Consider the following 26,073-nt stretch of genomic DNA (forward strand, 5'->3'; position numbering starts at 1 on the left):
GGAGCAGCGGCGCACGCCTGCCGGCCGGCGTCGCCCGGTTCGAACGACCGGGGCGGGCCGCGGGCCGTTCACGCGCGGCGCAGGCGGGCGCCGGGGCGAACGGGCCCGCAGGCCATGCCGGACCGGAGACGGCGGCGCGCAGGGGGAAAGCCTGCAAGCCGCCGCTGGGGAAGTCGATCAGAGACCGACGTCGGGCAGCGCCGGGCGCGTTTCGAGCGCCTTCGCGACGATGGCCTTCACTTCCGCGAGCGTGTCGCCCTGCAACGCGAGGCGCGGCGGGCGCGTGATCGCGCTGCCGCGGCCGACCAGCTCTTCGCACAGCTTGATGCACTGCACGAGGTCGGGGCGCGCGTCGAGGTGCAGCAGCGGCATGAACCAGCGGTACAGCGCGAGCGCTTCGTCGAAACGCTTTTGCTTGGCGAGGCGGAACAGCGTCTCGCCTTCCTTCGGGAACGCATTCGACATGCCCGACACCCAGCCTTCGGCGCCGACCGCGATGCTCTCGACCACGACGTCGTCGAGGCCCGCGAACAGCACGAAGCGATCGCCGACCGCGTTGCGCAGGTCGATGAAGCGACGCGTATCGCCCGACGAATCCTTGAAGCAGACGATGTTCTCGCAATCCTGCAGCGCGATCAGCACGTCGGGCGTCACGTCGTTCTTGTAGATCGGTGGGTTGTTGTAGACCATCACCGGCAGGTCGGTGCTCGTCGCGACCGCCCGGAAGTGCGCGGCGGTTTCGTGCGGCTTCGCCGAATAGACGAGCGCGGGCATCACCATCACGCCGTCGACGCCGACGCGCTGCGCTTCACGCACCGTGTTGCGCGCGAATTCGGTCGTGAATTCGGCGATGCCGGCGATCACCGGAATCTTGCCGCCTGCCGCGTCGCGGGCGGCCTCGATCACCTGGAGTTTCTCGCTCGTCGACAGCGACGTGTTCTCGCCGACCGTGCCGCAGACCACGAGTCCCGACACGCCGTCGTTCACCAGATTCTTCACCACGCGGTGGGTGGCGTCGATGTCGAGGGAAAAGTCCGGCTTGAACTGGGTGCTGACGGCCGGGAAAACCCCGGTCCATTGAATGGCTTTGCGGCTCACTGAAATCTCCTACGTTCGTATCGGTCGGCCGACGGGTGTGTCGGTGTGGCAACCAGTATCGCCGCGCAAATGCCCATCACGCTTGAGTCGTATCGCGGAGCAAAATGACGAAATCGGCACAGCGGCCGGCAGGGGCGCGAAGAGCGCCTCGCACTATGCCGATTTCGTCGTCGTCCTCATCGAAAAGCCACAAGCGGACGGACGCGCGACGGAGGAAGCTATGCTCCTTTCCCCACTTCGGACGGCTCATGATGAAGCGCATCCAGATCATCGATTCGCACACGGGCGGCGAACCCACTCGGCTCGTCGTGTCCGGCTTCCCCGCGCTCGGCAGCGGCACGATGGCCGAGCGCCGCGACCTGCTCGCGCGCGAGCACGACCGTTACCGCACCGCATGCATCCTCGAGCCGCGCGGCAGCGACGTGCTGGTCGGCGCGCTGCTGTGCGAGCCCGTGTCGCCCGATGCGGCGGCCGGCGTGATCTTCTTCAACAATAGCGGCTATCTCGGGATGTGCGGACACGGCACGATCGGCGTCGTGCGCACGCTCCACCATATGGGACGCATCGCGCCCGGCGTGCACCGGATCGAAACGCCGGTCGGTACCGTCGAGGCGACGCTGCACGACGACCTGTCGGTCAGCGTGCGCAACGTGCCCGCGTATCGCCATGCGAAGGGCGTCGCGCTCGACGTGCCGGGTTACGGCCCCGTGAAGGGCGACATCGCGTGGGGCGGCAACTGGTTCTTCCTGATCAGCGACCACGGGCAGCGCGTCGCCGGCGACAACGTCGCGGCGCTCACCGCGTATGCGTCGGCCGTGCGCGAAGGGCTCGAACGCGCGGGCATCACCGGCGCGAACGGCGGCGAGATCGACCACATCGAGCTGTTCGCCGACGATCCCGAGCACGACAGCCGCAGCTTCGTGCTGTGCCCGGGCCTCGCGTACGACCGTTCGCCGTGCGGCACCGGCACGAGCGCGAAGCTCGCGTGCCTCGCGGCCGACGGCAAGCTCGCGCCGGGCGTCGTGTGGCGGCAGGCGAGCGTGATCGGCAGCGTGTTCCACGCGAGCTACGAAGAAACCGACGGCGGGATCGTGCCGACGATCCGCGGCAGTGCGCACCTGAGCGCGGAAGCGACGCTCCTGATCGAGGAAGACGATCCGTTCGGCTGGGGTATCGCGCCGTGAGCGACGCGAAGACGGATGTCGTCGTGATCGGCGCCGGCATCGTCGGCGCCGCGTGCGCGCACGAACTCGCGCAGCGCGGGCTGCGCGTGCTCGTCGTCGACGACGCGAGCGGCGGGGCGACCGGCGCGGGCATGGGGCACCTCGTCGCGATGGACGACAACGCGGCCGAACTCGCGCTCAGCCATTACTCGATTGAACTATGGCGCGCGCTGAGCGGCGAGATGCCCGAAGGCTGCGCGTACCGCAACTGCGGCACGCTGTGGCTCGCGGCCGATGCGCACGAGATGGATCTCGCGCGCGCGAAGCAGGCGGCGCTCGCCGCGCACGGCGTGGCGGGCGAACTGATCGACGCGGCGGCGCTCGCGCAACTGGAGCCGATGTTGCGCGCGGGCCTCGGCGGTGCGCTGAAGATTCCAGGCGACGCGATCCTCTATGCGCCCGTCACCGCGAACTGGCTGCTGCAGCGCGCGCCGCGCATCACGCTGCGGCGCGACCGCGCCGTCGCGGTCGACGGCGCGAGCGTGACGCTCGCCAGCGGCGACACGCTGCGCGCGGAGCGGGTGGTCGTGGCGAACGGTGTTGCGGCGCGCACGCTGCTGCCCGAACTGCCGCTGCGCCCGAAAAAGGGCCATCTGCTGATTACCGACCGCTATCCGGGCCAGATGTCGCACCAGCTCGTCGAGCTGGGTTATGCGGCGAGCGCGCATGCGAGCGACGGCACGTCGGTCGCGGTCAACGTGCAGCCGCGGCCGACCGGCCAGTTGCTGATCGGCTCGTCGCGCCAGTTCGACACCGAGGACGCGCAAGTCGAGCCGCCCGTGCTCGCGCGCATGCTGCGCCGCGCGGTGGGCTATCTGCCGGACCTGGCCGACCTGAACGGCATCCGTGCATGGACGGGGTTCCGTTCCGCGAGCCCCGACGGCCTGCCGCTGCTCGGCGAGCACCCGGCACGGCCGGGCGTGTGGCTCGCGGTCGGGCACGAAGGGCTCGGCGTGACGACCGCGCCGGGCAGCGCGCGGCTCGTCGCCTCGTTGATGGCCGGCGAGCGGCCGCCCATCGATATCGAACCGTATTTGCCGGGACGCTTTCTGAGCGCGTCCCTCGTAGCTGGAGCGCTGACATGAAACGACCCCCACGCTCACTTCGTTCGCTGCCCCCAGAGGGGGGCGGTGAGCCTTCTTGGGGCGACCCGGCGGAGGCTGACATGAAACGACGACCCCCACGCTCACTTCGTTCGCTGCCCCCCGAGGGGGCCGTCAGCCTCCTTGGGGCGGCCCCGCGGAGGCCGACATGATCATTCATCTGGACGGCCGCGCGCTGACGGTGGCCGACGGCGCGACCGTCGCGGCCGCCGTCGCGGCGAGCGGCGACGACACGACCCGCGTGTCGTGCACGGGCGCGGCGCGCGCGCCGTTTTGCGGGATGGGCATCTGCCAGGAGTGCCGGATGACAATCGACGGGCGGCGCCGGCTGGCTTGCCAGACGTTGTGCCGTGAAGGGATGCAGGTGGAGCGCACGCGATGAAACAGGAACGACTGAGCGTCGACATCGCGATCGTCGGCGCGGGCCCGGCCGGGTTGTCGGCCGCGCGGGCCGCCGCACGAAGCGGTGCGACGGTGGCGATCGTCGACGACAACCCGCGCGCGGGCGGGCAGATCTGGCGACAGGGCGCAGCGGCCACGCCCGCGCCGGTCGCCACCGAGCGGCTCGCCGTATTGCGGCAGCCGAACGTCACGCATCTCGCGGCGACGCGCATCGTCGCCGAAACGCAGCCGGGCACGCTGCTGCTCGAAGACGACGAACGCGGGCTGCTGCTCGATTTCCGGACGCTGATTCTCTGCTGCGGCGCACGCGAACTGCTGCTGCCGTTTCCGGGCTGGACGCTGCCGGGCGTCACCGGTGCGGGCGGCCTGCAGGCGCTGGTCAAGTACGGCCTCGACGTGCGCGGGCAGCGCACGGTGATCGCGGGCAGCGGGCCGCTGCTGCTGGCGAGCGCGGCGACGGCCCGCCAGGCCGGTGCGCGCGTGTCGCACGTGCTCGAACAGGCAGGCTGGGGCGATGTGGCCGGCTTCGGCGCCGGGCTGTGGCGCTGGCCGTCGAAGCTCGCGCAGGCCGCGAAGCTCGTCACGGCTGCGTACCGGGCCGATGCGCACGTCGTCGAGGCGTTCGGCGACAAGCGGCTCGAGCGCGTGCGGATCCGGCACGGCGACCGCGAGTTCGACGTCGACTGCGACCGGCTCGCGTGCGGTTTCGGCCTCGTGCCGAATACGGTGCTGCCGAGCCATCTCGGTTGCCGGATCGACAACGGCGCGGTCGCGGTCGATGCGCACCAGCGTACGAGCCGCGACGGGGTGTTGGCGGCCGGCGAGTGCACGGGTGTCGGCGGCAGCGAACTGGCGATGGTCGAAGGCGAGATTGCCGGCCACGCGGCAACCGGGCAGACGGCGCCGCTGGCGGCGCTCGTCGAGCGGCGCGCGCACTGGCAGGCGTTCGCGGACGCCGTGCGCGAACGGTTTGCGATCCGCGAGCCGGTCCGCCGGCTGGCGCGGCCCGATACGCTGCTGTGTCGCTGCGAAGACGTGCGTTTCGAGGCAGTCGCGCAAGCGCCGGGCTGGACGGCCGCGAAACTGCAGTCGCGTTGCGGGATGGGCGCATGCCAGGGCCGCGTGTGCGGTGCGGCTGCGCAGGCACTGTTCGGCTGGACGCCGCCGGTACCGCGCACGCCGCTCGTGCCCGCGCGGGTCAGTACGCTGATGCTGGACGGCACGGCGTCCTGCGACGGCGCGTGACGCATCGCGGAATTACGGAATCGCAACATCGCAACATCGCAACATCGCAACATCGCGGCCCGGTTGACACCGGGCCGCGTCATTCATTCCGCCGTCACTTTCTCCCATCCGCCGACCTGCGGCGCGGCACAGGCGCGCAGGCACTCGATCGTCGCGGCCACCGCCGCGCGATTCGCACTGTCGGGGTGCCAGTACATCGACACCGCGCCCTGGCCTTCGAGCTGCATCGGCAGGATCCGGATCGCGTTCAATTGCGCGAAGCGCTGCGCGGCACGATACGACGCGACACCGAGCAGGTCGGTGTTGTTCAGCAGCGTGAGGTTGAGGATCGACGAATTCGATTCGACACAGTGGGGCGGCCGTACGCGGCCGGCGGCCGTCAGCGCGGTCTCGAGCGCGTTGTGCACGGGCGTGCCCGGCGGCCACACGATCCACGAACAGGCGAGCACGTCGTCCCAGCCGACCGACGGCGCACCGGCGAGCGCGTGACCGGGCCGCGCGACGAACACGACCGGATCGACATACAGCGCTTCGGCATGCAGCAGCGGATCGACGGATGTCGACCCCGAGCGGCCCACGACGATGTCCAGTTCGCTGCGCGCGAGCTGCGGCATCAGCTGGTTCATCGTGCTCTCGGTGAGCCGCACCTGCGCGCGCGGCATCCGTTTGAGCAGTTGCGACACCGCGAGCGGCACCGTGTCGGCCGCCGCGACGCCTGACGTGCCGATCGTCACGAGGCCGCTGCCGCCTTCCCGCAGCGCGGCCATGTCGTCGCGCGCGACGTCGAGCTGGGCTTCGACGCGGCGCGCATGCTCGATCAGCGCTTCGCCGTAGGAGGTCGGCCGCAGCCCGCGCGCATGCCGTTCGAACAGCGGCAGCCCGACGTCCTCTTCCAGTTCCTTCAGCCATTTCGACAGCGCGGGCTGCGTGGTCGCGAGCGCCACCGCCGACTGGCTCAGGTTGCCGGTGCCGGCAAGGCTCAACAGTACCTGCAGATGCCGCAGTCGCAGCCGGTGGGTCCAGTCCATCGCATGCCTCGTCGCGAGAAGGTATATCCAGAATTATATGGATTAGATGATTTGATCATTTTACCGGGTATGTCTGGGTCGAATATAAATCTGCTGACGGACTGCAGCACGGTCCCCGACCCGACATAGCGCCGACGCCGATCGGCCGACTCCAGGAGACATCATGACGACCCATCCGGACGCGTCGCGCGCCGCCTACTACGCACGGATCGCCGAGCAACGCCTGGCACCGCTGTGGGAATCGCTGCACAACCTCGTGCCGAAATCCCCGCAGCCGGCCGCGCAGGCCGCGATCTGGAAGTACGCGCAGGTGCGCGATCTCGTGATGCAGGCCGGCAGCGTGATCAGCGCGGAAGAAGCCGTGCGCCGCGTGCTGGTGCTGGAGAACCCCGGGCTGCCCGGCAAGTCGAGCATGACGCCGAGCCTGTACGCGGGGCTGCAGCTGATCCTGCCCGGCGAGATCGCGCCGAGCCACCGGCATACGCAGTCGGCGCTGCGTTTCATCGTCGAAGGGCGCGGCGCGTGGACGGCCGTGAACGGCGAGCGCACGACGATGCATCCGGGCGACTTCATCATCACGCCGTCGTGGGCGTGGCACGACCACGGCAACCCGTCGGAGGAAGCGGGCGGCGAGGCGGTCGTGTGGCTCGACGGGCTCGACATTCCGCTCGTCGCGCACCTCGACGCGGGCTTCGCGGAGAACTACCCGGAAGCCGTGCAGCCCGTGAATCGCCCGGAAGGCGACAGCCTCGCCCGCTTCGGTCACAACATGGTGCCGGTGCGGCATCGCGCGAGCGATCCGACGTCGCCGGTGTTCAGTTATCCGTACGCACGCACCCGCGAGGCGCTCGACGTGCTGTACCGGAACGGCGAACTCGATGCGTGGGACGGCGTGAAGCTGCGTTATGTGAATCCCGCGACGGGCGGCTGGCCGATGCCGACGATCGCCACCTTCATGCAGTTCCTGCCCGCCGGTTTCGACGGCCGCACGTACCGCAGCACCGACGCGACGATCTACTGCGTCGTCGAGGGCAGCGGCACCGCGTTCATCGGCGGCAACGCATTCGAATTCGAGCCGCACGACATCTTCGTCGTGCCGTCGTGGGCGCCGGTGCGGCTGTCGGCGTCGTCCGACAGCGTGCTGTTCAGCTATTCCGACCGGCCCGTGCTGTCCGCGCTGAACCTGCTGCGCGAAGCGCGTGACTGACGCCGGCAGCGTTCAAGGATTCCGTTTTCCGCGCGCCGCCGGCGCGGCGCGACCCCTTCATTCACGTTCTGGCTGGAGCCATTGATGACTTTCGTTTTTCCGCCCGAAGCGCCCCTGTCGCTCCCCGTCGCCGGCAGCGATGCCCGGTTCGCGGTACGCCGCGTCTATTGTGTCGGCCGCAACTACGCGGCCCATGCGCGTGAAATGGGCTTCGATCCCGATCGCGAGCCGCCGTTCTTCTTCTGCAAGCCGGCCGATTCGATCGTGCCGGTCGCGTACGGCGAAACGCTCGATCTCGCGTATCCGTCGCAGACGCAGAACTATCACTACGAAGCCGAACTCGTCGCGGTGATCGGCAAGGGCGGGTCGGACATTCCGCTCGAACGCGCGCTCGAACACGTGTGGGGTTACGCGGTCGGCCTCGACATGACGCGTCGCGACCTGCAGATGAAGATGCGCGAAATGGGCCGGCCGTGGGAGATCGGCAAGGCGTTCGACCGCTCGGCGCCGATCGGCCCCGTGCATCCGGCGAGCGACGTCGGCCATTTCGAACAGGGCGGCCTGTGGCTGACCGTCAACGGCACGACGAAGCAGAAAAGCGACGTGTCGCACCTGATCTGGTCGGTCGCGGAAACGGTGGCCGACCTGTCGAAGTTCTTCCGCCTCGAACCGGGCGACGTGATCTTCACGGGCACGCCGGAAGGTGTCGGCGCGGTGGTCGCGGGCGACGTGATGAAGGTCGGCGTCGAGCGGCTCGGCGAACTGGCCGTGCGCGTGGTCTGACGCATCTTCCCCAAAAGGCGACATCGTGCAACTGCATAGCTTCTTCAACAGTTCGACCTCCTACCGGGTGCGCATCGCGCTCGCGCTGAAAGGGCTGCCCTACGACACGCTGCCGGTGAACATCCGCACCGGCGAGCATCGCGACGCGGCCTACGTCGCGAACGTGAACCCGTCCGCAGCGGTGCCGGCGCTGGTCGACGGCGATTTCGGTCTCGGCCAGTCGCTCGCGATCGTCGATTACCTCGACCAGATCCAGCCGACGCCGCGACTGATTCCGCTCGAACTGCGACATCGTGCGCGCGTGCTGGAACTCGCGGCGCTGATCGCCTGCGACATTCATCCGGTCAACAACCTGCGCGTGCTGCGCTATCTCGACAGCGAGCTGAAGGTCACGCCGCAGCAGAAGACCGCTTGGTACCGGCACTGGGTCGCTGAAGGGATGGCCGGCGTCGAGCGGCTGCTCGCGCGCGCGGACGAGGGCCCGTGGTGCTTCGGCGACGCGCCGACGCTGGCCGACGTGTGCCTCGTGCCGCAGGTCGCGAACGCGCTGCGGATGGACTGCGACCTGAGCGCGTATCCCCGCAGCCTCGCGGTGTACGAATACGCACGGCACGAGCCGGCGTTCGACGCGGCGCAGCCGCAGCGGCAACCGGATTACGTCGCGTAACACGAAGCAGGAGACAAAGATGGGCGAGACACAAGACAACGGCCGGCGCGTGCTGGTGATCGGCGGCGGCATCGGCGGGCTCGCGGCAGCGCTCGCGCTCGCACGCCAGGGCATCCGCGTGAAGCTGCTCGAACAGGCGGAGCAGATCGGCGAGATCGGCGCGGGGATTCAGCTCGCGGCGAACGCGTTCAACGCGCTCGATGCGCTGGGTGTCGGCGAGGCCGCGCGCAGCCGGGCCGTGTTCACCGACTGGCTGCAACTGATGGATGCGGTCGATGCGCGCGAGGTTGCACGCATCGATACGGGCGCCGCGTACCGCGAGCGCTTCGGCAATCCGTATGCGGTGATTCATCGAGCGGACATTCACCTGTCGATCTACGAGGCGGTCAAGGACCATCCGCTGATCGTGTTCCGGACGAGCACGCAGGTGTGCGGGTTCGAGCAGGACGGCAACGGCGTGACCGTGACCGACCAGCACGGCGAACGTTATCGCGCCGATGCGGTGATCGGCTGCGACGGCGTGAAATCCGCGATCCGCCACGCGCTGATCGGCGATGCGCATCGCGTGACGGGCCACGTCGTGTATCGGGCGGTGGTCGACGTCGACAACATGCCGAAGGATCTGCAGATCAATGCGCCGGTCGTGTGGGCGGGCCCGCATTGCCATCTCGTCCACTATCCGCTGCGCGGCGGGCGGCAGTACAACCTCGTCGTCACATTCCACAGCCGCGAGCAGGAAACCTGGGGCGTGCGCGAGGGCAGCAAGGAAGAGGTGCTGTCGTACTTCGACGGCATTCATCCGCTGCCGAAGCAGATGCTCGACCGGCCGACGTCGTGGAAGCGCTGGGCGACCGCGGACCGCGATCCGGTCGAGCGCTGGAGCGAGGGCCGCGCGACGGTGCTCGGCGATGCCGCGCATCCGATGACGCAATACATTGCGCAGGGCGCGTGCCAGGCGCTCGAGGACGCGGTGACGCTCGGCGCGGCCGTTGCGCGGGCCGACGGCGATTTCCATGCCGCGTTCGCGCTGTACGAACGCGTGCGGATTCCGCGCACCGCGCGCGTGCTGTATTCGGCGCGCGAGATGGGGCGGATCTATCACGCGAAGGGCGTCGAGCGGCTGGTGCGCAACGGGCTCTGGGTCGGCCGTACGCAGGCGCAGTTCTACGACGCGCTCGACTGGCTGCACGGCTGGCGCGCGGAGGACTGCCTGACGCCGGCCGCGTGACGCAGCTCGGCGAGCCCGATTCCGGCGGCGCGCAATTCAACGACACGACGCGCGACCGCCTTCCTGGAGGAGACATCACCATGACCGATACGCTGTCCATCGACGTCAGCGAATGGATCGACCGGCATCGCGTTGCGCCGTTTCAGGCCGCGATCGTCGTCCTGTGCTTCCTGATCGTCGCGATCGACGGTTTCGATACCGCTTCGATCGGTTTCATCGCCCCCGTCATCCGCGCGGAATGGGGCCTGTCGCCCGCGCAGCTCGCCCCGGTGTTCGGCGCGGGGCTCGCGGGGCTGATGGCCGGCGCGCTCGTGTTCGGGCCGTTCGGCGACCGGTTCGGCCGCAAGCGCCTGCTGCTCGCATGCGTCGCGTGCTTCGGCATCGCGAGTGCCGCGTCGGCGAGCGCGGGCGGCCTGACCGAGCTGATCGCGTGGCGTTTCGTGACCGGGCTCGGGCTCGGCGGCGCGATGCCCAATGCGATCACGCTGACGTCCGAGTACTGCCCGGCACGGCGCCGTTCGCTGCTGGTGACGACGATGTTCTGCGGCTTCACGATCGGCTCCGCGCTCGGCGGGCTCGCGGCCGCTGCGCTGATCGAGCACCACGGCTGGCGCGCGGTGCTCGTCGTCGGCGGCGCGGCGCCGCTGCTGCTCCTGCCGGTGCTCGCGTGGCGGCTGCCGGAATCGGTGCGCTATCTCGTCAATCGGCACGCGCCTTCCGCGCGGATCGCGGCGATGCTGGGCCGCATCGCGCCGGATCCCCGGCTTGCGAACGCGTCGTTCACCGCGCCCGCCGGCAAGCCGGCCGGATCGCCGCTTGGCCGCCTGTTCGGCCCCGACCTATTGCGCGGCACGCTGCTGCTGTGGCTCACGTTCTTCATGAGCCTGCTGGTCATCTACCTGCTGGTCATCTACCTGCTGTCCAGCTGGCTGCCGACGCTGCTGCGCACGACCGGCGCGACGCTGCGGACGGCCGCGCACGTGACCGCGATGTTCCAGGTCGGCGGCACGCTCGGCGCGATCGTCCTCGGCTGGCTGATGGACCGTTTCGACCCGCATCGCGTCCTGGCCTGCAGCTACGCGGCGGCCGGCGTGTTCGTCGCCGTGATCGGCGTGGTTGCCGCGTCGCCGTGGGGCGCCGCGCTCGCCGTGTTCGCGGCCGGTTTCTGCGTGTCGGGTTCACAGGTCGGCGCGAATGCGCTGTCGGCCGCGTTCTATCCGACCGAGTGCCGCACCACCGGTGTGAGTTGGGCGAACGGGATCGGCCGTGGCGGCTCGGTCGTCGGATCGATGGCGGGCGGTGCGATGCTGGCGATGGGCGTGCCGTTGTCGACCGCGTTTGCGGTCGTCGCGGCGCCGTGCGTGATCGCGGCGATCGCGGTGCTCGCGCTCGGCGCGGTTCGTGCCGGTGCGGCGCGCGTGCCCGCCGCGAAGACGATGGCGGGCGAGCGCGCCTGAGCAAAGGAGGGCGCAAGGCCGCTCGTCGGCAGACAGGGAGATGCAACATTATATAAATCAATATAATATTGATTTTTTAATTGTCTCCCAGTGCCGATGAACGACGATCTTTCCGCCGGGTTTCCGGAACCCGACCAGATGCGCGCGGCCGCCGAATCGGCCTGCGCGCTGCTCAAGGTGCTGTCGAATCCCGACCGGTTGATGCTGCTCTGCGAGCTGTCCCAGGGTGAGCGCTGCGTGAGCGATCTCGAGGCAGCGCTGGACATCCGTCAGCCGACGCTGTCCCAGCAGCTCGGCGTGTTGCGCGACAACGCGCTGGTCCGCACGCGCCGCGACGGCAAGAACATCCACTACTCGCTCGACAGCCCCGCCGCGATCGCGGTGATGGGCGTGCTGTACGAACAGTTCTGCGGCCCGGCCGCGAAGGGGCGGCGCGATGCAGCTTGATGCGCTTCATTTCACGCCGTGGCTGTCGCTGGCCGGCGGCGTGCTGATCGGGCTCGCCGCCGCGTGGCTCGTCGCGTTCAACGGCCGGATTGCGGGCATCAGCGGCATCGTCGGCGGCTTGCTCACGGCACGCGCCGGCGAGCGCGGCTGGCGCGCCGCGTTCGTCGCCGGGCTGGTCGCGGCGCCGCTTGCGATGCGCGTCGCAGGGAACAGCCTGACGCCGCAGGTCGATGCGGGCTGGTTCGAACTGGTGGCGGCCGGGCTGCTGGTCGGAATCGGCACGCGGTACGCGGGAGGCTGCACGAGCGGCCACGGCGTGTGCGGGATGTCGCGCGGCGCGCTGCGTTCGGTGGTCGCGACGGCGGTCTTCATGGTCGCGGGCTTCGCGACCGTATTCGTGCGACGGCACGTGCTGGGAGGCTGACATGCAGGCAGGATTCGCGTTTCTGGCGGGGCTGCTGTTCGGCGTCGGCCTCATCGTGTCGGGCATGGCCAATCCGCAGAAGGTGCTCGGCTTTCTCGACCTGGCGGGCCGCTGGGATCCATCGCTCGCGTTCGTGATGGCCGGCGCGACCGGGGTGGCCGTGTTCGCGTTCGCATGGGCGAAGCGCCGGACGCGGTCATGGCTCGGCCTGCCGATGCAGTTGCCGGCCCTGCGGGCGATCACCGTGCGCCTGGTTGCCGGAAGTGCCGTGTTCGGCATCGGCTGGGGGATCGCCGGGTTCTGCCCGGGGCCCGCGATCGTGTCGATCGGCTTCGGGTCGGCGAAGGGGATCGCGTTCGTCGTCGCGATGCTGGCCGGGATGGCGATATTCGAGTGGTTCGAACGGCGCAGAAGCGTGCGGTGATGCGGTGACCGCCGCATGCGAGAGGCGCGCTGCGGCGGTTGCGCAGGTGGTCAAGGTCGGTCGATCCGCATGAGCACGGCCCTACCGGGTCGCGCCGGATTTCCATCGGCTGATGCGGCGCGGCGTGACGCTCCTCCGTGACACGACGGCAGGTTTCCATTTCACGAGTGCTCGTGTACACGATGGCCGCCGCGCATCCTCCCGGACAACCGGCGCAGGATCGCGCGCCATGCCACGAGCCAGCCGCTCCGGCTTGCCGGTTCCACGACGGCCATGCTGACCGCACCCGCGCCGCCGGCCGACAGCGCCACGTGGCCGGCTGTCTCGAGCGTCAGGCATTCCCCTTCGCCGAGCAAGCGGCGGACGTGCTGTGGCGCGTCGGGCAGCCAGTCGAGCCCGCCGTGGCGCAGCGTGACCGCAAGCGCGCCGTCCAGCACGATCACCTGACTGCCCTTGTCGAACCACGCAAAGTGGCTTTGCCCGGCGTCGAGCCGGATGTGATGCGTTCGCATGGCGATTCCCTTTCGCTATTGCGCGGCCTCGCGACGGCGAGGCGACAGCGTGCAGTCAGGTTAGGGAAACGGGCACCGGCACGACAGATTCAGGGGACGGGAATCTGTTGCGGTGCAGACGACGATTTTGCGCCGCTGTATCGGTGGGTTTCCCAGGAATCTGTATCTGGCGTGCCATCGGCCGCGCGGGCACGATCGCCTGCATGACGCCTTTCACCGATTCATCCCGCCCACCGTTGCCGATGGACGGCGAGCCGCTTTACGAACGGCTCGCCGAGCATTACCGCCGCATCATCTCGGCCGGCACGCTGTCGCCCGGCGACCGGATGCCGTCGGTGCGGGCGTTCATGGCACAGCACGGCGTGAGTCTGTCGACCGCGATTCAGGCGTTCCGGCGGCTCGAGGATACGGGCTGGTGCGAGGCGAAGCCGCGCTCCGGCTACTTCGTGCGGCGCCGCGCGGCAGTCGCGCTCGAAACGCTGCCGGAAAGCGACGGGCCGCCGCTGAGCGTCGAGCCGCCGTTCGCGGGCCTGCACGAGCGCGTGTCGCGTGTGATCGACCGCGCCAACGCGACGCCCGATGCGCTGAATCTCGGCGGCGCGTCCGCGCTGGCCACGCTGTATCCGGCCGAGCGCCTGCAGGCGCTCGCGATCCGGTTGTTGCGGCGCAAGCCCACCTTGCTGACCGATGCGGGGCCCGTCGGCGGTTCGCCCGAGTTCCGGCAGACGATGGCCAAGCGCGCGTTGTCTTATGGCGTGACGTTGACGCCGGACGACGTGATGTCGACGAGCGGCGGCGTCGATGCCGTGAATCTCGCGTTGCGTGCGGTCGCGCGCCCCGGCGACACGATCGCGATCGAATCGCCAGCGTTCTTCGGCCTGATTCAGTTGCTCGAAAGCCTCGGCTTGCGCGCACTCGAAATCCCGGCCAGCCCGACGACCGGCCTGTCGATCGAGGCGCTCGAAGTGGCGCTGACCGCGTATCCGGACATTCGCGCCGTGGTGGTCGTGCCGAACCTGCAGAACCCGCTCGGCTGCGTGATGCCCGACGGGCGCAAGGCCGCGCTCGTCTCGCTCTGTTCGCGCCACGGCGTGGCCGTGATCGAGGACGAGCCTTATCGCGAACTCGTCGAGGCGCCCCAATCGGTCAAGCCGGTCAAGGCATGGGATCGCGACGGCACGGTGATCTACTGCCCGTCGTTCAACAAGGTGCTGGCCCCCGGGATGCGGCTCGGCTGGATAAGCGCGGGGCGCTGGCACGCGCGCGTGAAGATGCTGAAATTCGCGCACAGCCGGCACAACGCCGCGTTGCTGCAGGCCGTTGCGGCCGAATTCGTCGGTTCGGGCGCGTTCGATCGCCATCTGCGCCGGTTCCGCGAACAGTTGCGCGTGCAGCGCGACGTGACGATCGACGCGATCGCACGGCATTTCCCGGCCGGAACCCGGATGAACCGGCCGCCGGGCGGGATGCTGCTGTGGATCGCGTTGCCGGACGGCGTGCGCTCCGAGGCGCTGTTCGATGCCGCACTGGCGCACGGGGTCAGGATCGCGCCCGGGGCGATCTTCTCGAATTCCGACCGCTTCGACGGCTATATCCGGCTTGCTTGCACGCGCGTGTTCGATGCAGCGCACGAAGCGGCGTTCGAAACGCTCGGCCGCCTCGTACGGGAAGCCATGGCGGCCAGATAAGCGCGGTGGCCGCCGGCCGGGCTTGCGAAACCGCAATTGCACTGGCCTTCCGGGCCATCGACGCGGCCAGCCGCCGCCATTTCATCGGCTGGCCGAGTGTGTGGCGAGGTGCTGGCGGATCAGCGACAGGTAACGATCGCCGACCGAGAAATCGCGCGCGGCGCGCGGCCGTTCGGCCTGGCGCAGCGTGGCCGGTGCGCTCATGCCCAGATAACGGCAAACGGCGGACGGGAAGGGCTTGCGCGTATGCCCGAGCTGGCGAGCCGCGCGCTCGACGCGGGCGTCGCCGACCTGGGCGCGGAGCCATGCCAGCACTTGGCGATCGGCGTCGTTGACGATGCGGACCAGATGTTCCACTTTAAACAGGGACCCTTGTTGCATAAGGCTCTCCGGGTGTTTTCGTCGATAAATCAGGTCTGGCTACCACCCTGGCTACCATGAAAGGCTGTGCTGGACCTGGAGCCACCAACCGGTGCTGTCGACGGGAGCGCCGAGCTTCTGCCGCTGCCGGAATACTGGTTGGTTGTACAGCTGGTTATCCATACAGTATTTTGGGCGAAGCGGGTTGTCAAGCGCAAAACGGCCAATGAGGGAACAAAGAAGGAAGATGAGACGGGAGGGGCGGCGCTCGGGGCTGAGCGCCAGAGGGAGGGTTAGGCGGCGTCCGGGCCGGCCATGATCGCTTCGACGCTTTCGGCGGTGATGCCGCTGGAGCGCTCGCCGATCTTGACCAGTTTCAGCTTCCCCTTGTCGACGAGGCGGTAGACGGTGGTTCGGGAGATGCTGGTCATATCCATGACCGCCTTGATGCGATACAGCTTCTTCGGAGTCCTGGTGGTTTCCATGTTTCGACCTAGTGTGGTGGTGGCCAGAGCGCGTATGTTATGGAGCGCTCTGGCGCGTCGCAACACAATCCAGGTGTCTATCGTATAGTCCGCGGCGTCAGCCGAAGAGGCCCAACGCAGGCACAGCGTAGGTGGCCAAATAGAACAACACGACGAGAAGCGTCGCAACGGCAAAGACGGTGCCCCATTTCCGATTCGACCACCGCTTATACGCGACCGCATTCAGAACGCAGAATACGATGGCGGGCCAAATCAGCAGTCCCAGCGTTACCAGGAAAAAGGCTGCGTGAGAGCCACAATGCTCAAGATCGTTGCAGCCCGTGGAATGTGAGGGAGGCGTGGGCCAGTGCATATGGCTGAATGTGTAGCCTGATGCCCATGTGACCAGCAAACCCCACACGAACCCCAACAACGCAAGCCCTGTACGCTTCATTTCACTTCCCAAAATAGGATTTCTTTCGAATTGGCCAGATCGGAGAACGCGTTGTCTCTTCGACCTCGCAACCATGACAACGGGTTCGGCATCGAGGACATCCCAACGCGGAACCGCAGGAACGATGCCCAGTTGGGAGTCAACGTGTCCTTGTTCCACAGGTCGATGTGCCCGCCTGTAAGGGTGCTGTCCGAGGAATCACCTTCTTGTCGCCAGTATCCGAAAAAGTAGATGATGCCCGTCCGACCTTTTACCTTGCTCTGCCAATCCGCGCCAGTGATGTTCTCGGGTTTGCCGAGTCCCAAGAACGGTTGCAGTTTCAACCACTCTGCAAGTTCATAAGCACGAGTTGCCGTTGGCTTGTTGTTTAGCATCAGACGGCCCAGCTCTTTCTTTCCAGGCATGGGTTTCACGACCTTCTGCGAAAACGACTTCATATCGCTTCCGATATTGTGAAAGGTGACGCTCATGCGGATGGCACACTGGTTCTCGTATTGACCTGTCTTATCGTCGTACGGGTCCTTGCTTGGATAGGCGTTCCAAAGCTCTTGAAACGTGATCGATTTCAGCTGGACCGGCTTGACTGAATCACGCGTATTGTTCGAGCGAACCGTGAGCGGTTTGTTCGGCATTGTTAAGCCTCGTTTTGCTTAGCGATTGCGTCGTCTCCCCAATAGACCGTGTAGTCGTCGGGGTTATGGCCGGTATGGATGCGCGGTAGCATGCCGCTTGCATCGAGTTTTCCCTGGAACACCCGACCATCCGTTGTTTCGACGTAGTACGGGTATCCCTCCGGACCATCAGCGGTCACCTTCACTTGCTCGTCGTAGGCCTTGGTCAAAGTTGACGCGACAGCCCCGGCAGCGGCAACGCCGGCAGCGGCGAAACCAGACGAGCTTTGCTGGCCGCTACCGCCCAAGTTATCGTCGCACCATGACTCGCCGCTAAGCGTCGCAATTATGCGCGGTGGTCGCGGGCATTTGCACATGACGATGTCGCCATCCAGGGCGATCTCCGCTACGAACTGTATGCGGTAGGGTCCCCCGGACTTAGCAATGACGCCGTTGCTCTTACATGCTGTACAAAATGCCTGACCACCAACCAGGGCGACTTGGTGGCCCATGAAGGTCATTGGCGGCCCGCCCGTTGGTAGAACGGTGCCTCCACTGGATAGAGTATCGCCCACAGACGCGATTCTTCTTTTCATTGTTTGGCCCTCTCAGAGAACCCAATCTTATTCGCGTGGCTGCGTAATTTATCTCAATTTTACCGAGGGGCGCTATATCATCCTTTTCGAGAATCGGTTGATCTTGCAGCGGGGCCAAGGAATCTCATGCAACCGAGGATATCTTCCAGACACCGGTAGTTGAGAGCTTCAGAGTGTCGCCGGCCTTCGCACCAGTCGACGTCTGCGCAATCCCCGAGTGAGAGCTGCAAGTTGCCTTGCGACCACGGGATGAATCCAGTCGGCGAAGCTGCTGCGAATGGTCCCGTGAAATTCGCGGTCCAGACCGACGCAACATCGGAACAGATGGCGGGGAAGAGCGGGAACGTGCCGCCGATGGGGTATGCGGCTCGCTTGATTGACGTGTTGAGCGAGCAAATCGCAGAGCAACGCGCCGGTAAAAAGTGGGCGGATATGGGCGCGGCCGATCGTGTTAGCGCCACGCGTGCCGCGTTTCCGACCGCGAAGCGTTACGCGGAAAAATCGGTTGGCATCGCGAAGCAAGCAGCCGACAAGGGCGCGCCCGTGACTGAAATTGCGAACGCAGAGAAAGACGAGGATGCGGCCGGTATCGTGCGCGCGTGGCTGCTCGGCATGGGCTGCACGTCGCAAGACGCGTTGTTTGCCGCGTTCGGGTTCGCTAAAGCGGCGGGTAAGCGCGAGCCGAAAGGCGCAACCGCAAAAACGCCGTCCGAAGTGACAAGCGCGACGCCTGAAGCGCCCGCGAGTGACGCGCAACCGGCACAAGCGCCCGCCGCTGAGGTGAAAGAAGCGGATAACCGCAGCGTTGCGGACGTATCGCACGAAAACGCGGCGCGTTTCGCTGAATCCGTGCGCGCCGTTATGGCGGGTATGACCGACGCGGATCGGCAGTTCTTCGCAAAAACGATTCTCGCCGATGTTCAGGCAGCAGCCTATGAGCACTGGATCGTCTCTGGCTGGCTCGCAGGAAAGCTTGAAGATCAGGGTGAGATGGTGAATCGCGACATTTGCGGTCTCATCGTGTGGGGACGCTGCACGACTGGGCAGGCCATCTACATGGATGGTGTCATTCAAGAGATAGCGCGAGACCTTCTCAACTGAGGTAGGGCATACTTCTAGTCCTTTTATAGACAGAGAGGGCGGAAGTGAACAAGGTGATTCTCTGCATTGCTCTTACGGGGTGTTTGACGGCGTGTGCGTCTAGAACTCTTCCATTTGAGCAGGCAAAGGACGTTCCTGCGGACAGGGTTTATTCGACTAAGTATGCGCAACCAGTGGAAGGTGCGCAGAAGATCACGGTTATACGCACTGGAGGCTCGTTTATCTCGGGTGGGGGTGCGCGCTACGAACTGTCGGCCGATGGTGTGAAGATCGCATCAATGGCTACCGATGAGCGCGTCGAACTATACCTTCCCGCTGGCGAGCACATGCTTTCAGCACGTAATGGCGTGTGGACCAGCGTTGAGCCACAGTCCATCGTGATCAACGTTCCAAGTCGATACAGAACATACCGCCTCGATTCAGCGAGCGGGGTGTTGTTGCAACCTGCCCTTGAATGAGCGACATCTAATCGCGAAACCATGTTCAAAGCCCACCGATCGGTGGGCTTTTTTATTTTCTCAATTCAGCACAAAAGGATCTGCACATGTTCATGTCTGATACGCAAGTTTTGCGGACGTACCTCGTAGCGGCGACTGTCGAGCAAGCACGCAAGGTGGGTTTCGAGGAATCGTTTCGTTCCCTCGTCACGCAGCGGTTTCATGACATGTCGGATGCAGACGTCCGCGCAATGGCAAGGATCATCGTTTGACGTCAATGAAATTACACCAGACCTATGAGGTCGTCACGGACGAGAGTGCTGAACAGGGTGATGCCGACGAGACGGGCTTCGACTGGCAGGACGTTTCATACACGTTCAAGGAGCTGGTTCACCTGCTCAGTTTCGAATACGCCGGTGCTGAACCGAGTGACTACAGGGATGGACAGTCCGAACTAGTTGTTCCATCACGCACCTCACTGTTCATAAATACAGTACTGTAAATATAACCAGTGTTTGGGGCGACCGCAAGCGGGTGCGTATGCGGCTGGCCGTTCGGCCAGGATCAGCGAGCCGGCGCGGCGATGCGCGTGACCCGGGCAACAGCGGCCGCAGCGGCCGCAGGGGCGACCCGGGCAGCGGACGCCGCGGCGGCGGTGCCCCCCGTATAGCGCGCGTCGGTCAGCGTGCCGAGGAACGCGACGATGTCGTCGATCTCCGCGTCGGTCAGCGCGGGCGGCGTGCCGGGCCGGCGGTTCATCGGCGTCGAGTTGACGTTGATGTTGCCGCGATAGGCGGCCGGCACATCGTCGAACGTTTCGGCCCCGTGATACCAGAAGCCCGGGTCGGTCGAGCGCGTGTTGTAGAACGCGACCGCGTCGCGCAGCGTCGTGAACACGCCGTTGTGCATGAACGTCTGCTTGAGCGCGACGTTGCGCAGCCCCGGTGTGCGCAGGTAGCCGCACCATTGCGTCGGCTCGGGCCAGCGCAGCCGCCGGGCGGTGTCGCACAGCCCGTTGTCGAAATGACGCGGATCGCGGTTCGCCGGCAGCGCGCGGTTGCGCGGCACCGCGATCGCGTCGTAGCCGAAATCGGTGAAGAGCGAACGTTCCGGTCGGCTCGACGTCTCCGACAGCGTGTGGCAGCTCATGCAGTTGCCCTTGTCCGGATTCCGGAACAGCGCGAGGCCGCGCATCTCGGCCGGCGCGAGCGGCTTGCGCGTGCGCAGGAACGCGTCGAAACGCGACGTGAACGGCGCCATCTCGTCGCTCTGCAGATAGGCCTCGACGGCCAGGCCCAGCGCCCGCACCAGTTGCCCGGGATCGCGCCGCACCGACGCGCCGAAGCGCGCGGCGAGATCGGGCGCGAGTTCGGTCGCGTCGACCTTGCGCAGCAGCGCGGCCGGCGACCGGTTGTTCATCTCGTTCGGATCGAACAGCGGCCCGCGGATCTGCTCGGCGAGCGTATCCGCGCGACCGTCGCTGAACAGGCCGCCGAACGGCGACGGTGCGGGCGCGTCGTCGTCCTGGTAGAAGTGGCGGCGCGGCACGTAACGCACATAGAGCAGCGACGGCGCGTTGCGCCGGCTGAAACGCCCGGGACGGCTGCCGTCCGGCACACCGGGCCCCGCGAGCGAGGCGGCCGACAGCGTCGGCGCAAACGCGCGGCCCGGGTCGTGGCAGCCCGCGCACGACATGCCGCGCGGCTCGGACAGCCGTGAATCGAAGAAGATCCGGCGGCCAAGCGCGACGAGTGTCGGGTCGGGGGCGAAGCGCGCGGTCGCCGCATCGATCTTGCCCGTCACCTGCGGCGTGCCGTTGCCGATCGTGTCGACGACTCGCGATGGCGGCGCACCGGGAAGCAGGACGGTTTCGGCCGGCGCGGCGTGCGCCGCGAGCGTCAGGCCCGCGAGCACGGCAGCGGCCAGCGTGCGCAGCGTTTGCCGGCCGCGCGCATGGCGGCCGTCACATCGAACTCCTTCACTCACGGCGCGATGAACCCCGTCTTGTCGCAGGCGAGCGTCGTGCCCGACTGGTTGCACGACGCGAGCAGCTTGCCGGCCGCCGAATACGCGTGGAAGACCCAGCCGGTCGCCGGGGCGGCCCGGCGTTCCATGATCAGGAAGCCGAAGCTGTTGTTGTGCGACAGCCGCTCGATCACGGCGCCCGGTGCCGGTGTCAGGCCGGCCGGGAATGGGTCGGGTAGCGCGACGTCGAGATTGTCGCCGCCGTTGCCGGACACGATCGTCGCCGGGTGCCCGGACGAGAAGTTGATCGCCTGGAAATCGTGCACGTGCCCGTGCAGCGCCACGTGCACGCCGGGCGGGTAGTACGCCTGGGCGTTGAGGCTCGCCATCACCGACTGCAGCGCGAGGTTGCCCGGCGCGGGCGTGCTGCCGGCGATCGGCGCGAACGCGAGGATCGGATGGTGGTTCGTGAAGATCGTCGTCGTCATGCCGGCCTTCGACGCGAGCGCGGCGACCGTCTGGAACTGCTTCTGGTAGATGCCGAACTGCGCGTCGGTCGTCTTGAGCGGCGTGCGGCCGACCTTCGCGGTGTCGAACACGATCACCTGCGAGCCGCCGCCGAGCGATACCGCATAGGGTTCCGAGTAGTTCGCGTTGTTGTCGTTGGCCGGATCGTCGCACGAGCGCGCGGCCGAATACGGGCGCGGATCGAGGAAGCGGAACCAGCCCTGGCCCGCGCGCGCGCATTCCTCGTGGTTGCCGCGCACGACGACCCACGGGGCCTTCGCGAGCAACGGCGCGGCCGGGCGGAACAGGTCGGCCTGCCACGTATCCCAGCCGTAGCCCCACGGGCTGTCCTTGCAGCCGGCGATGTCCGGCGGGCATGCGTTTTCGCGGTAGTGGTAGTCGCCGATGTGCATCACCAGGTCGGGCGACAGCTTCGCGACACTGGCCGCGATCGTGTCGAGCGGCCAGACCGTCGCGTCGTTGCACGCCTGCCATGCGTTGTCGGCTTTCTTCATGCGGCAGCCGGTGTCGGCGATGATCGCGATGCGTTGCGGCTGCGCCTTCGGCAGCGGCAGCGTGCGGCCCGCGACGCTCGCCGCCTGCGCACCGGCCGGCAGCGTCGCCTCGCAGACGGACACCGGAAAGCTCGACGGCTTCGAATCGGACGGATCGCTGGCGGTCGGCCGCTGGGCGATGGTCGCGGCGCCCGCGCGCAGGGACATGCGCGACAGCTTGCCGTCGACGCTCAGTTGCGGGCACAACGGATCGCCGGTGGAAGCGGGGGTGTAGTTCGTGATGACGCGCGCGATCGCCTGGTTCGTATCGCCGATCTCGACCCATGCGGCCTGGACGTTGACCGACGCACTCGCCGGATCGTCCGGCGAATCGATGTGGTTCGAGCACGCGGACAGCGCGGCGAAAGCAACAAGGGGAGCGCAGCGGACGAGCAGCGCGCGCGGGAGGAGTCGTCGCATGGGAGGCACCGTGGGAAAGTCGTCAACGATACGCAGCGCGAATGTAAGAAATGTGAAAACTACGGCGCGTAACGGGAACTCGCACGCCGGCAGGGCGTCGCCGTTGCGGCGGCAGGTCGCAGCCGGGAGGGGCTTGACTTCAAGCCGGCTTGAAGCAGCAGAGTGCGAGGCACGATCAATGAACCAGAAGGGGAATCGACGATGGAAACCAGACGGCCCAATGACGAACAATCCGCGCTTTGGAACGGCCCGTCGGGCCGCGCCTGGGTCGAGACACAGGCGCTGATCGACCGGATGTTCGAGCCGTTGGAGCGGTTGCTCGTGGAGGCGGTTGCCACGTCGTCCGCGCGCAGCGTGCTCGACGTCGGCTGCGGGACGGGCGCGGTCACGGTTGCGATCGCGCGGCGGCTCGGCGCGCATGCGCAATGCACGGGCATCGATATCTCGGCGCGGATGATCGACGCTGCGCAGGCGCGTGCCGAACGCAGCGGCGTCCACGCCCGCTTCGTGCGTGCCGATGTGCAGACGCACGCGTTCGAGCCCGCGAGTGTCGACCTGATCGTGTCGCGCCTCGGCGTGATGTTCTTCGACGATCCGGTTCGCGCGTTCGCGAATCTGCGCCATGCGGCGCGGCCGGATGCGCGGATGCGGTTCGTCGCATGGCGCAGCGCGGCAGACAATCCGTTCATGACGATCGCCGAGCGGGCCGCGGCGCCGTTGCTGCCGAACCTGCCCGCACGGCGGCCCGGCGCGCCGGGGCAGTTCGGCTTCGGCGACCGGCAGCGGATCGCGTCGGTGCTGGCGGACAGCGGTTGGGCGGACGTGGCGATCGAGCCGGTCGAACTGGAATGCGCGCTACCCGCGTCCGCGCTGGACGACTACATCACCCGGCTGGGCCCGGTCGGGCTGGCGTTGCTGGAAGTGGACGACGCAACGCGGCGGCGCGTGGTCGACACGATGCGTGCCGCGTTCGAGCCATACGTCGACGGCGCGGATGTGCGCTTCGACGCGGCTTGCTGGCTCGTGACGGCGCGTGCACCGTCCGCGTGACGCGCTGCGGCAAGGAAGCGGATCGGGGAAGGGGCGGCCGCTTCGCCCTGCGCGTCGTCGTTCGCGCGGGACGTGGCCGGGCCGCACGACATACCCGCGTCAGCGTCGCCGCGCGCGCAGCATCAGCCACGCGCAACCGCCGGCGACCAATGCGAGACCGAGCAGGACGGCCTCGACGCCGAGCGCGAACCCGGGCGGCATGTCCCCGGTGTCCGGCATCGGCGACAGGTTGATGCCCATCGCGACGGCGCCGCCGGCGAGCAGCGCCGCGCAGACGATCCAGTAGACCTTGCCGCGCGGCGCCGCGGCGCGGATCCGCCACAGCGCGATGCCGGCTCCGCCGAGATAGAGCACGGCGAGCGTGCCGAGCGCGATGACGTCGGAGGCGCGGCTTTGCAGGAGCCCGGTCATCGTGCGGCTCCGTCGGATGTGGCAGGCCGCCGCGGCGCAGTAAAGACGGCGGGCAGGTTCATTCGGCCTCCGGCGCATGCCCCGGCGCGCGGCTCAGCAGATGCGTGCGCTTGTCGGCCGCGAGCGACACGTAGCGTTCGTACTGGCGCAACACGTCGGCAATCACTTCGTCGCCGCGCAGGTATTCGACGTCGTAGCCGAGCCGCCCGTCCTCGAAGAACGTGACGATCCCGTACACGTGGGCCCGAGCCGCTTCCGGCCCGGCCCTCTCGCGCACGAGGAACGCGGCCGCGGATTTCACCGTCACGCGCACGCCGTACACGAAATCGCGGTGGTCGGCGGTCGGCACGGTGAGGCGCACGGCGTCGTCGCTGTCGCGCTGCACGTGCGCATCGACGCCGCCCGCGCGCAGCTCGTCGGCGACTTTGCGCAACGCCGGCTCGACCGTTTCGGCGACGAACTGGCGTGCTTCGGCTTCGGTCGTCTGCCGCAGGATGTGCGTCAGGCGGTGGCGCCAGTGCTGGCCGGTCCAGAAGCTCGTCGCGGGCGCGACGTCCTGCGAATAGTGCACGCGGTCGGCCGCGAGCCCGCGCCACAGCCCGTAGCAGAGCGCGATCATGATGATCGCGACCGGCAGCGCGGCGATCAGCGTCATCGCCTGCAATGCGCCGAGCCCGCCTGCGACGAGCAACACCGCGGCCGTCACGCCGAGCAGCAACGCCCAGAACAGCCGTTGCCAGACGGGCGAGTGCGCGTGGCCGCGCGTCGCGATCTGGTCGATCACGAACGCGCCCGAATCGGCGGACGTGACGAAGAACACCGCGATCAGCACGATCGCGGCGATCGACAGCAGTTGCGACAGCGGCAGGAAATCGAAGAAGCGGAACAGCAGCGCGTCGACATTGGTGGCCGTCTGCGCGAGCGCGCCGGCCGCGCCATGCGTATCGAGCCAGATCGCGCTGTTGCCGAACACGGTCATCCACACGAGGTTGAACGCGGTCGGCACGAGCAGCACGCCGATCACGAACTGGCGGATCGTGCGGCCGCGCGAGATGCGTGCGATGAACATGCCGACGAACGGCGACCACGACACCCACCATGCCCAGTAGAGGATCGTCCAGCCGCCGAACCAGCCTTCCTCGCGCGGCGACGCATACGCGTACGTGCGGAACGACAGGTCGACGAGGCTCGACAGGTACTGGCCGATGTTGTCGCCGAGCGCGCGCAACAGGAACGCCGTCGGGCCCGTGACGGCGACGAACGCGAGCAGCAGAAACGCGAGCAGCAGGTTCAGTTCGGACAGCCGACGCACACCCTTGTCGAGGCCGCTCGCGGCCGACAGCCCCGCGAGGATCACGACGAGCGCGACGAGCCCGATGCGAAACGCATTGCTGCCCGTATCCCAGCCGGCGACCGTATGCAGGCCCGCGCTGATCTGCATGACTCCGTAGCCGAGCGTCGTCGCGATGCCGGCGACCGTGCCGACCAGCGCGAACGCGTCGACCGTGTGGCCGATCCAGCCGTTGATACGCTCGCGCAGCACCGGATACAGCCCCGAGCGGAGCGTCAGCGGCAGGTTGTAGCGGAAGCCGAAGTACGCGAGCACGAGCCCCATCAGCCCGTAGATCGCCCACGCGTGGAAGCCCCAGTGGAAGAAGGTCATCAGCATCGCCTCGCGGGCAGCGGCGGGCGTGCCGGGGTCGACGGTCGGCGGCTTCAGGAAGTGCTGCATCGGCTCGCCGACGCCGAAGTACATGAGGCCGATGCCCATGCCGGCCGCGAACAGCATCGCCGTCCACGACACGAAGCTGAATTCGGGTTCGGCATCGTCGGGGCCGAGCCGGATGTTGCCGAAATCGCTCGCGGCGATCAGCACGAGAAACACGAGGAAGCCGGTGACGGCGAGCACGTAGAACCAGTCGAAGCGCGCGACGACCCATTGCTGGCCGGCGGAGAACAGCGCGCCGGCTTCGCTCGGGAGCAGCGCACACACGACGAGCAGTGCGCCGATGACTGCGAGCGCGGGCAGGACGACCTGCGGCTTGAATGTCGTGCGGGGCGAGGGGCGGGAATCTGGCATGGCTGGCATCCAGTTGTGGGCGCAACGAGGCGCGACGCCGCCCGGCGCGCGTGTCGCGCGTCGGACCCTGATACGGCGTGCGCCGAGTGTACCGCGGTGTCAGGACTGCAAGAAGGGGTATGCAGGA

At 67.5% G+C, this 26,073-nt stretch carries 28 protein-coding genes; 17 read left to right on the forward strand and 11 right to left on the reverse strand.

Going from position 1 to position 26,073, the window contains the following annotated elements; all coding sequences use genetic code 11:
* Positions 1 to 177: 177 nt before the first annotated feature.
* Positions 178 to 1,098, reverse strand: coding sequence for a dihydrodipicolinate synthase family protein (locus tag AB3K92_RS13950; protein WP_011547925.1), 921 nt, complete (start codon positions 1,096 to 1,098; stop codon positions 178 to 180).
* Positions 1,099 to 1,349: 251 nt separating this feature from the next.
* On the opposite strand from AB3K92_RS13950, the gene AB3K92_RS13955 reads away from it, so the two are divergent.
* The 4 genes from AB3K92_RS13955 (at position 1,350) to AB3K92_RS13970 (ending at position 5,071) form a co-directional block, all read left to right on the forward strand.
* The gene (locus tag AB3K92_RS13955; RefSeq protein ID WP_124923779.1) at positions 1,350 to 2,282 is read left to right on the forward strand and encodes a 4-hydroxyproline epimerase; all 933 of its coding nucleotides are present in this window, start codon (positions 1,350 to 1,352) and stop codon (positions 2,280 to 2,282) included.
* Positions 2,279 to 3,406, forward strand: a complete 1,128-nt coding sequence (locus AB3K92_RS13960; RefSeq protein ID WP_369465274.1) for an NAD(P)/FAD-dependent oxidoreductase — start codon at positions 2,279 to 2,281, stop codon at positions 3,404 to 3,406. Before AB3K92_RS13955 ends, AB3K92_RS13960 begins: the two co-directional genes overlap by 4 nt.
* Before the next feature lie 166 nt (positions 3,407 to 3,572).
* A complete protein-coding gene (locus AB3K92_RS13965; protein ID WP_369465275.1) occupies positions 3,573 to 3,806 on the forward strand; it encodes a 2Fe-2S iron-sulfur cluster-binding protein in 234 nt (77 codons plus the stop codon).
* Positions 3,803 to 5,071 (forward strand): FAD-dependent oxidoreductase, encoded by a 1,269-nt coding sequence (locus AB3K92_RS13970; RefSeq protein WP_369465276.1) that lies wholly within the window; start codon positions 3,803 to 3,805, stop codon positions 5,069 to 5,071. The genes AB3K92_RS13965 and AB3K92_RS13970 overlap by 4 nt, the downstream gene beginning before the upstream one ends.
* A gap of 83 nt (positions 5,072 to 5,154) precedes the next feature.
* Here AB3K92_RS13970 and AB3K92_RS13975 read toward each other — a convergent pair whose 3' ends face one another.
* Positions 5,155 to 6,099: a LysR family transcriptional regulator gene (locus AB3K92_RS13975; RefSeq protein ID WP_369465277.1), complete on the reverse strand. Its 945-nt coding sequence runs from the start codon at positions 6,097 to 6,099 to the stop codon at positions 5,155 to 5,157.
* A gap of 163 nt (positions 6,100 to 6,262) precedes the next feature.
* Between AB3K92_RS13975 and gtdA the strand changes: the two genes are divergently transcribed.
* The 8 genes from gtdA (at position 6,263) to AB3K92_RS14015 (ending at position 12,736) form a co-directional block, all read left to right on the forward strand.
* Positions 6,263 to 7,306, forward strand: coding sequence for a gentisate 1,2-dioxygenase (gene gtdA, locus AB3K92_RS13980; protein ID WP_369465278.1), 1,044 nt, complete (start codon positions 6,263 to 6,265; stop codon positions 7,304 to 7,306).
* Between the two features lie 84 nt (positions 7,307 to 7,390).
* Positions 7,391 to 8,089, forward strand: coding sequence for a fumarylacetoacetate hydrolase family protein (locus tag AB3K92_RS13985; protein ID WP_369465279.1), 699 nt, complete (start codon positions 7,391 to 7,393; stop codon positions 8,087 to 8,089).
* A gap of 25 nt (positions 8,090 to 8,114) precedes the next feature.
* Positions 8,115 to 8,756 (forward strand): maleylacetoacetate isomerase, encoded by a 642-nt coding sequence (maiA, locus tag AB3K92_RS13990; RefSeq protein ID WP_048021768.1) that lies wholly within the window; start codon positions 8,115 to 8,117, stop codon positions 8,754 to 8,756.
* Positions 8,757 to 8,775: 19 nt separating this feature from the next.
* Positions 8,776 to 9,984 (forward strand): 3-hydroxybenzoate 6-monooxygenase, encoded by a 1,209-nt coding sequence (locus AB3K92_RS13995; RefSeq protein ID WP_369465280.1) that lies wholly within the window; start codon positions 8,776 to 8,778, stop codon positions 9,982 to 9,984.
* Positions 9,985 to 10,064: 80 nt separating this feature from the next.
* Positions 10,065 to 11,441 carry an MFS transporter gene (locus tag AB3K92_RS14000; RefSeq protein WP_369465281.1) on the forward strand — a complete coding sequence of 459 codons (1,377 nt, stop codon included), beginning with the start codon at positions 10,065 to 10,067 and terminating at the stop codon, positions 11,439 to 11,441.
* A 96-nt stretch (positions 11,442 to 11,537) separates the two neighbouring features.
* The gene (locus AB3K92_RS14005) at positions 11,538 to 11,888 is read left to right on the forward strand and encodes a helix-turn-helix transcriptional regulator (RefSeq protein ID WP_027791347.1); all 351 of its coding nucleotides are present in this window, start codon (positions 11,538 to 11,540) and stop codon (positions 11,886 to 11,888) included.
* Positions 11,878 to 12,312: a YeeE/YedE family protein gene (locus AB3K92_RS14010; RefSeq protein ID WP_021156656.1), complete on the forward strand. Its 435-nt coding sequence runs from the start codon at positions 11,878 to 11,880 to the stop codon at positions 12,310 to 12,312. Before AB3K92_RS14005 ends, AB3K92_RS14010 begins: the two co-directional genes overlap by 11 nt.
* Position 12,313: 1 nt before the next feature.
* Complete coding sequence (locus AB3K92_RS14015; protein ID WP_059861455.1) at positions 12,314 to 12,736, forward strand: DUF6691 family protein; 423 nt, start codon at positions 12,314 to 12,316, stop codon at positions 12,734 to 12,736.
* 161 nt (positions 12,737 to 12,897) lie between these two features.
* On the opposite strand, the gene AB3K92_RS14020 is transcribed toward AB3K92_RS14015, so the two are convergent.
* Positions 12,898 to 13,248: a hypothetical protein gene (locus AB3K92_RS14020; RefSeq protein WP_369465282.1), complete on the reverse strand. Its 351-nt coding sequence runs from the start codon at positions 13,246 to 13,248 to the stop codon at positions 12,898 to 12,900.
* A gap of 203 nt (positions 13,249 to 13,451) precedes the next feature.
* Here AB3K92_RS14020 and AB3K92_RS14025 point away from each other — a divergent pair, with 203 nt between their 5' ends.
* The gene (locus AB3K92_RS14025) at positions 13,452 to 14,936 is read left to right on the forward strand and encodes a PLP-dependent aminotransferase family protein (protein ID WP_059552396.1); all 1,485 of its coding nucleotides are present in this window, start codon (positions 13,452 to 13,454) and stop codon (positions 14,934 to 14,936) included.
* 81 nt (positions 14,937 to 15,017) lie between these two features.
* Here AB3K92_RS14025 and AB3K92_RS14030 read toward each other — a convergent pair whose 3' ends face one another.
* The 4 genes from AB3K92_RS14030 to AB3K92_RS14045 form a co-directional block, all read right to left on the reverse strand.
* On the reverse strand, positions 15,018 to 15,293 hold the full coding sequence (locus tag AB3K92_RS14030; RefSeq protein ID WP_059492370.1) for a hypothetical protein: 276 nt from the start codon (positions 15,291 to 15,293) through the stop codon (positions 15,018 to 15,020).
* A 296-nt stretch (positions 15,294 to 15,589) separates the two neighbouring features.
* Positions 15,590 to 15,781: an AlpA family transcriptional regulator gene (locus tag AB3K92_RS14035; protein WP_059492369.1), complete on the reverse strand. Its 192-nt coding sequence runs from the start codon at positions 15,779 to 15,781 to the stop codon at positions 15,590 to 15,592.
* 429 nt (positions 15,782 to 16,210) lie between these two features.
* Entirely contained in the window at positions 16,211 to 16,846 is a 636-nt protein-coding gene (locus tag AB3K92_RS14040) for a type VI secretion system amidase effector protein Tae4 (protein WP_081063904.1), read from the reverse strand.
* A 2-nt stretch (positions 16,847 to 16,848) separates the two neighbouring features.
* The gene (locus AB3K92_RS14045) at positions 16,849 to 17,421 is read right to left on the reverse strand and encodes a PAAR domain-containing protein (RefSeq protein ID WP_369465283.1); all 573 of its coding nucleotides are present in this window, start codon (positions 17,419 to 17,421) and stop codon (positions 16,849 to 16,851) included.
* A gap of 249 nt (positions 17,422 to 17,670) precedes the next feature.
* Here AB3K92_RS14045 and AB3K92_RS14050 point away from each other — a divergent pair, with 249 nt between their 5' ends.
* The 3 genes from AB3K92_RS14050 to AB3K92_RS14060 all read left to right on the forward strand — a co-directional run bounded on the left by AB3K92_RS14050 (position 17,671) and on the right by AB3K92_RS14060 (position 19,461).
* The gene (locus AB3K92_RS14050; protein ID WP_369465284.1) at positions 17,671 to 18,522 is read left to right on the forward strand and encodes a hypothetical protein; all 852 of its coding nucleotides are present in this window, start codon (positions 17,671 to 17,673) and stop codon (positions 18,520 to 18,522) included.
* 44 nt (positions 18,523 to 18,566) lie between these two features.
* On the forward strand, positions 18,567 to 18,980 hold the full coding sequence (locus AB3K92_RS14055; RefSeq protein WP_146044998.1) for a hypothetical protein: 414 nt from the start codon (positions 18,567 to 18,569) through the stop codon (positions 18,978 to 18,980).
* Positions 18,981 to 19,236: 256 nt separating this feature from the next.
* Positions 19,237 to 19,461 carry a hypothetical protein gene (locus AB3K92_RS14060; RefSeq protein WP_369465285.1) on the forward strand — a complete coding sequence of 75 codons (225 nt, stop codon included), beginning with the start codon at positions 19,237 to 19,239 and terminating at the stop codon, positions 19,459 to 19,461.
* Between the two features lie 62 nt (positions 19,462 to 19,523).
* Here the strand turns inward: AB3K92_RS14060 and AB3K92_RS14065 are convergent, their stop codons facing one another.
* Complete coding sequence (locus AB3K92_RS14065) at positions 19,524 to 20,945, reverse strand: cytochrome-c peroxidase (RefSeq protein ID WP_369465286.1); 1,422 nt, start codon at positions 20,943 to 20,945, stop codon at positions 19,524 to 19,526.
* Positions 20,942 to 22,405 (reverse strand): metallophosphoesterase, encoded by a 1,464-nt coding sequence (locus tag AB3K92_RS14070; RefSeq protein ID WP_059492365.1) that lies wholly within the window; start codon positions 22,403 to 22,405, stop codon positions 20,942 to 20,944. Before AB3K92_RS14070 ends, AB3K92_RS14065 begins: the two co-directional genes overlap by 4 nt.
* 201 nt (positions 22,406 to 22,606) lie before the next feature.
* On the opposite strand from AB3K92_RS14070, the gene AB3K92_RS14075 reads away from it, so the two are divergent.
* Positions 22,607 to 23,455: a class I SAM-dependent methyltransferase gene (locus AB3K92_RS14075; RefSeq protein WP_369465287.1), complete on the forward strand. Its 849-nt coding sequence runs from the start codon at positions 22,607 to 22,609 to the stop codon at positions 23,453 to 23,455.
* 99 nt (positions 23,456 to 23,554) lie between these two features.
* On the opposite strand, the gene AB3K92_RS14080 is transcribed toward AB3K92_RS14075, so the two are convergent.
* The gene (locus tag AB3K92_RS14080) at positions 23,555 to 23,866 is read right to left on the reverse strand and encodes a hypothetical protein (protein ID WP_021156648.1); all 312 of its coding nucleotides are present in this window, start codon (positions 23,864 to 23,866) and stop codon (positions 23,555 to 23,557) included.
* A gap of 58 nt (positions 23,867 to 23,924) precedes the next feature.
* The gene (locus AB3K92_RS14085; RefSeq protein WP_369465288.1) at positions 23,925 to 25,946 is read right to left on the reverse strand and encodes a BCCT family transporter; all 2,022 of its coding nucleotides are present in this window, start codon (positions 25,944 to 25,946) and stop codon (positions 23,925 to 23,927) included.
* Positions 25,947 to 26,073: the final 127 nt, after the last annotated feature.

It is taken from the genome of Burkholderia sp. Bmkn7 (assembly GCF_041103175.1).
GTDB lineage: Bacteria > Pseudomonadota > Gammaproteobacteria > Burkholderiales > Burkholderiaceae > Burkholderia > Burkholderia cepacia.

Coding starts and splice junctions, on each gene's coding strand:
- AB3K92_RS13955 (WP_124923779.1), top strand. CDS start 1,350: ATGAAGCGCATCCAGATCATCGATTCGCACACGGGCGGCGAACCCACT.
- AB3K92_RS13965 (WP_369465275.1), top strand. CDS start 3,573: ATGATCATTCATCTGGACGGCCGCGCGCTGACGGTGGCCGACGGCGCG.
- AB3K92_RS13970 (WP_369465276.1), top strand. CDS start 3,803: ATGAAACAGGAACGACTGAGCGTCGACATCGCGATCGTCGGCGCGGGC.
- AB3K92_RS13975 (WP_369465277.1), bottom strand. CDS start 6,099: ATGGACTGGACCCACCGGCTGCGACTGCGGCATCTGCAGGTACTGTTG.
- gtdA (WP_369465278.1), top strand. CDS start 6,263: ATGACGACCCATCCGGACGCGTCGCGCGCCGCCTACTACGCACGGATC.
- AB3K92_RS13985 (WP_369465279.1), top strand. CDS start 7,391: ATGACTTTCGTTTTTCCGCCCGAAGCGCCCCTGTCGCTCCCCGTCGCC.
- AB3K92_RS13995 (WP_369465280.1), top strand. CDS start 8,776: ATGGGCGAGACACAAGACAACGGCCGGCGCGTGCTGGTGATCGGCGGC.
- AB3K92_RS14000 (WP_369465281.1), top strand. CDS start 10,065: ATGACCGATACGCTGTCCATCGACGTCAGCGAATGGATCGACCGGCAT.
- AB3K92_RS14005 (WP_027791347.1), top strand. CDS start 11,538: ATGAACGACGATCTTTCCGCCGGGTTTCCGGAACCCGACCAGATGCGC.
- AB3K92_RS14010 (WP_021156656.1), top strand. CDS start 11,878: ATGCAGCTTGATGCGCTTCATTTCACGCCGTGGCTGTCGCTGGCCGGC.
- AB3K92_RS14015 (WP_059861455.1), top strand. CDS start 12,314: ATGCAGGCAGGATTCGCGTTTCTGGCGGGGCTGCTGTTCGGCGTCGGC.
- AB3K92_RS14020 (WP_369465282.1), bottom strand. CDS start 13,248: ATGCGAACGCATCACATCCGGCTCGACGCCGGGCAAAGCCACTTTGCG.
- AB3K92_RS14025 (WP_059552396.1), top strand. CDS start 13,452: ATGACGCCTTTCACCGATTCATCCCGCCCACCGTTGCCGATGGACGGC.
- AB3K92_RS14035 (WP_059492369.1), bottom strand. CDS start 15,781: ATGGAAACCACCAGGACTCCGAAGAAGCTGTATCGCATCAAGGCGGTC.
- AB3K92_RS14040 (WP_081063904.1), bottom strand. CDS start 16,846: ATGCCGAACAAACCGCTCACGGTTCGCTCGAACAATACGCGTGATTCA.
- AB3K92_RS14045 (WP_369465283.1), bottom strand. CDS start 17,421: ATGAAAAGAAGAATCGCGTCTGTGGGCGATACTCTATCCAGTGGAGGC.
- AB3K92_RS14050 (WP_369465284.1), top strand. CDS start 17,671: ATGAATCCAGTCGGCGAAGCTGCTGCGAATGGTCCCGTGAAATTCGCG.
- AB3K92_RS14060 (WP_369465285.1), top strand. CDS start 19,237: ATGAAATTACACCAGACCTATGAGGTCGTCACGGACGAGAGTGCTGAA.
- AB3K92_RS14070 (WP_059492365.1), bottom strand. CDS start 22,405: ATGCGACGACTCCTCCCGCGCGCGCTGCTCGTCCGCTGCGCTCCCCTT.
- AB3K92_RS14075 (WP_369465287.1), top strand. CDS start 22,607: ATGGAAACCAGACGGCCCAATGACGAACAATCCGCGCTTTGGAACGGC.
- AB3K92_RS14080 (WP_021156648.1), bottom strand. CDS start 23,866: ATGACCGGGCTCCTGCAAAGCCGCGCCTCCGACGTCATCGCGCTCGGC.
- AB3K92_RS14085 (WP_369465288.1), bottom strand. CDS start 25,946: ATGCCAGATTCCCGCCCCTCGCCCCGCACGACATTCAAGCCGCAGGTC.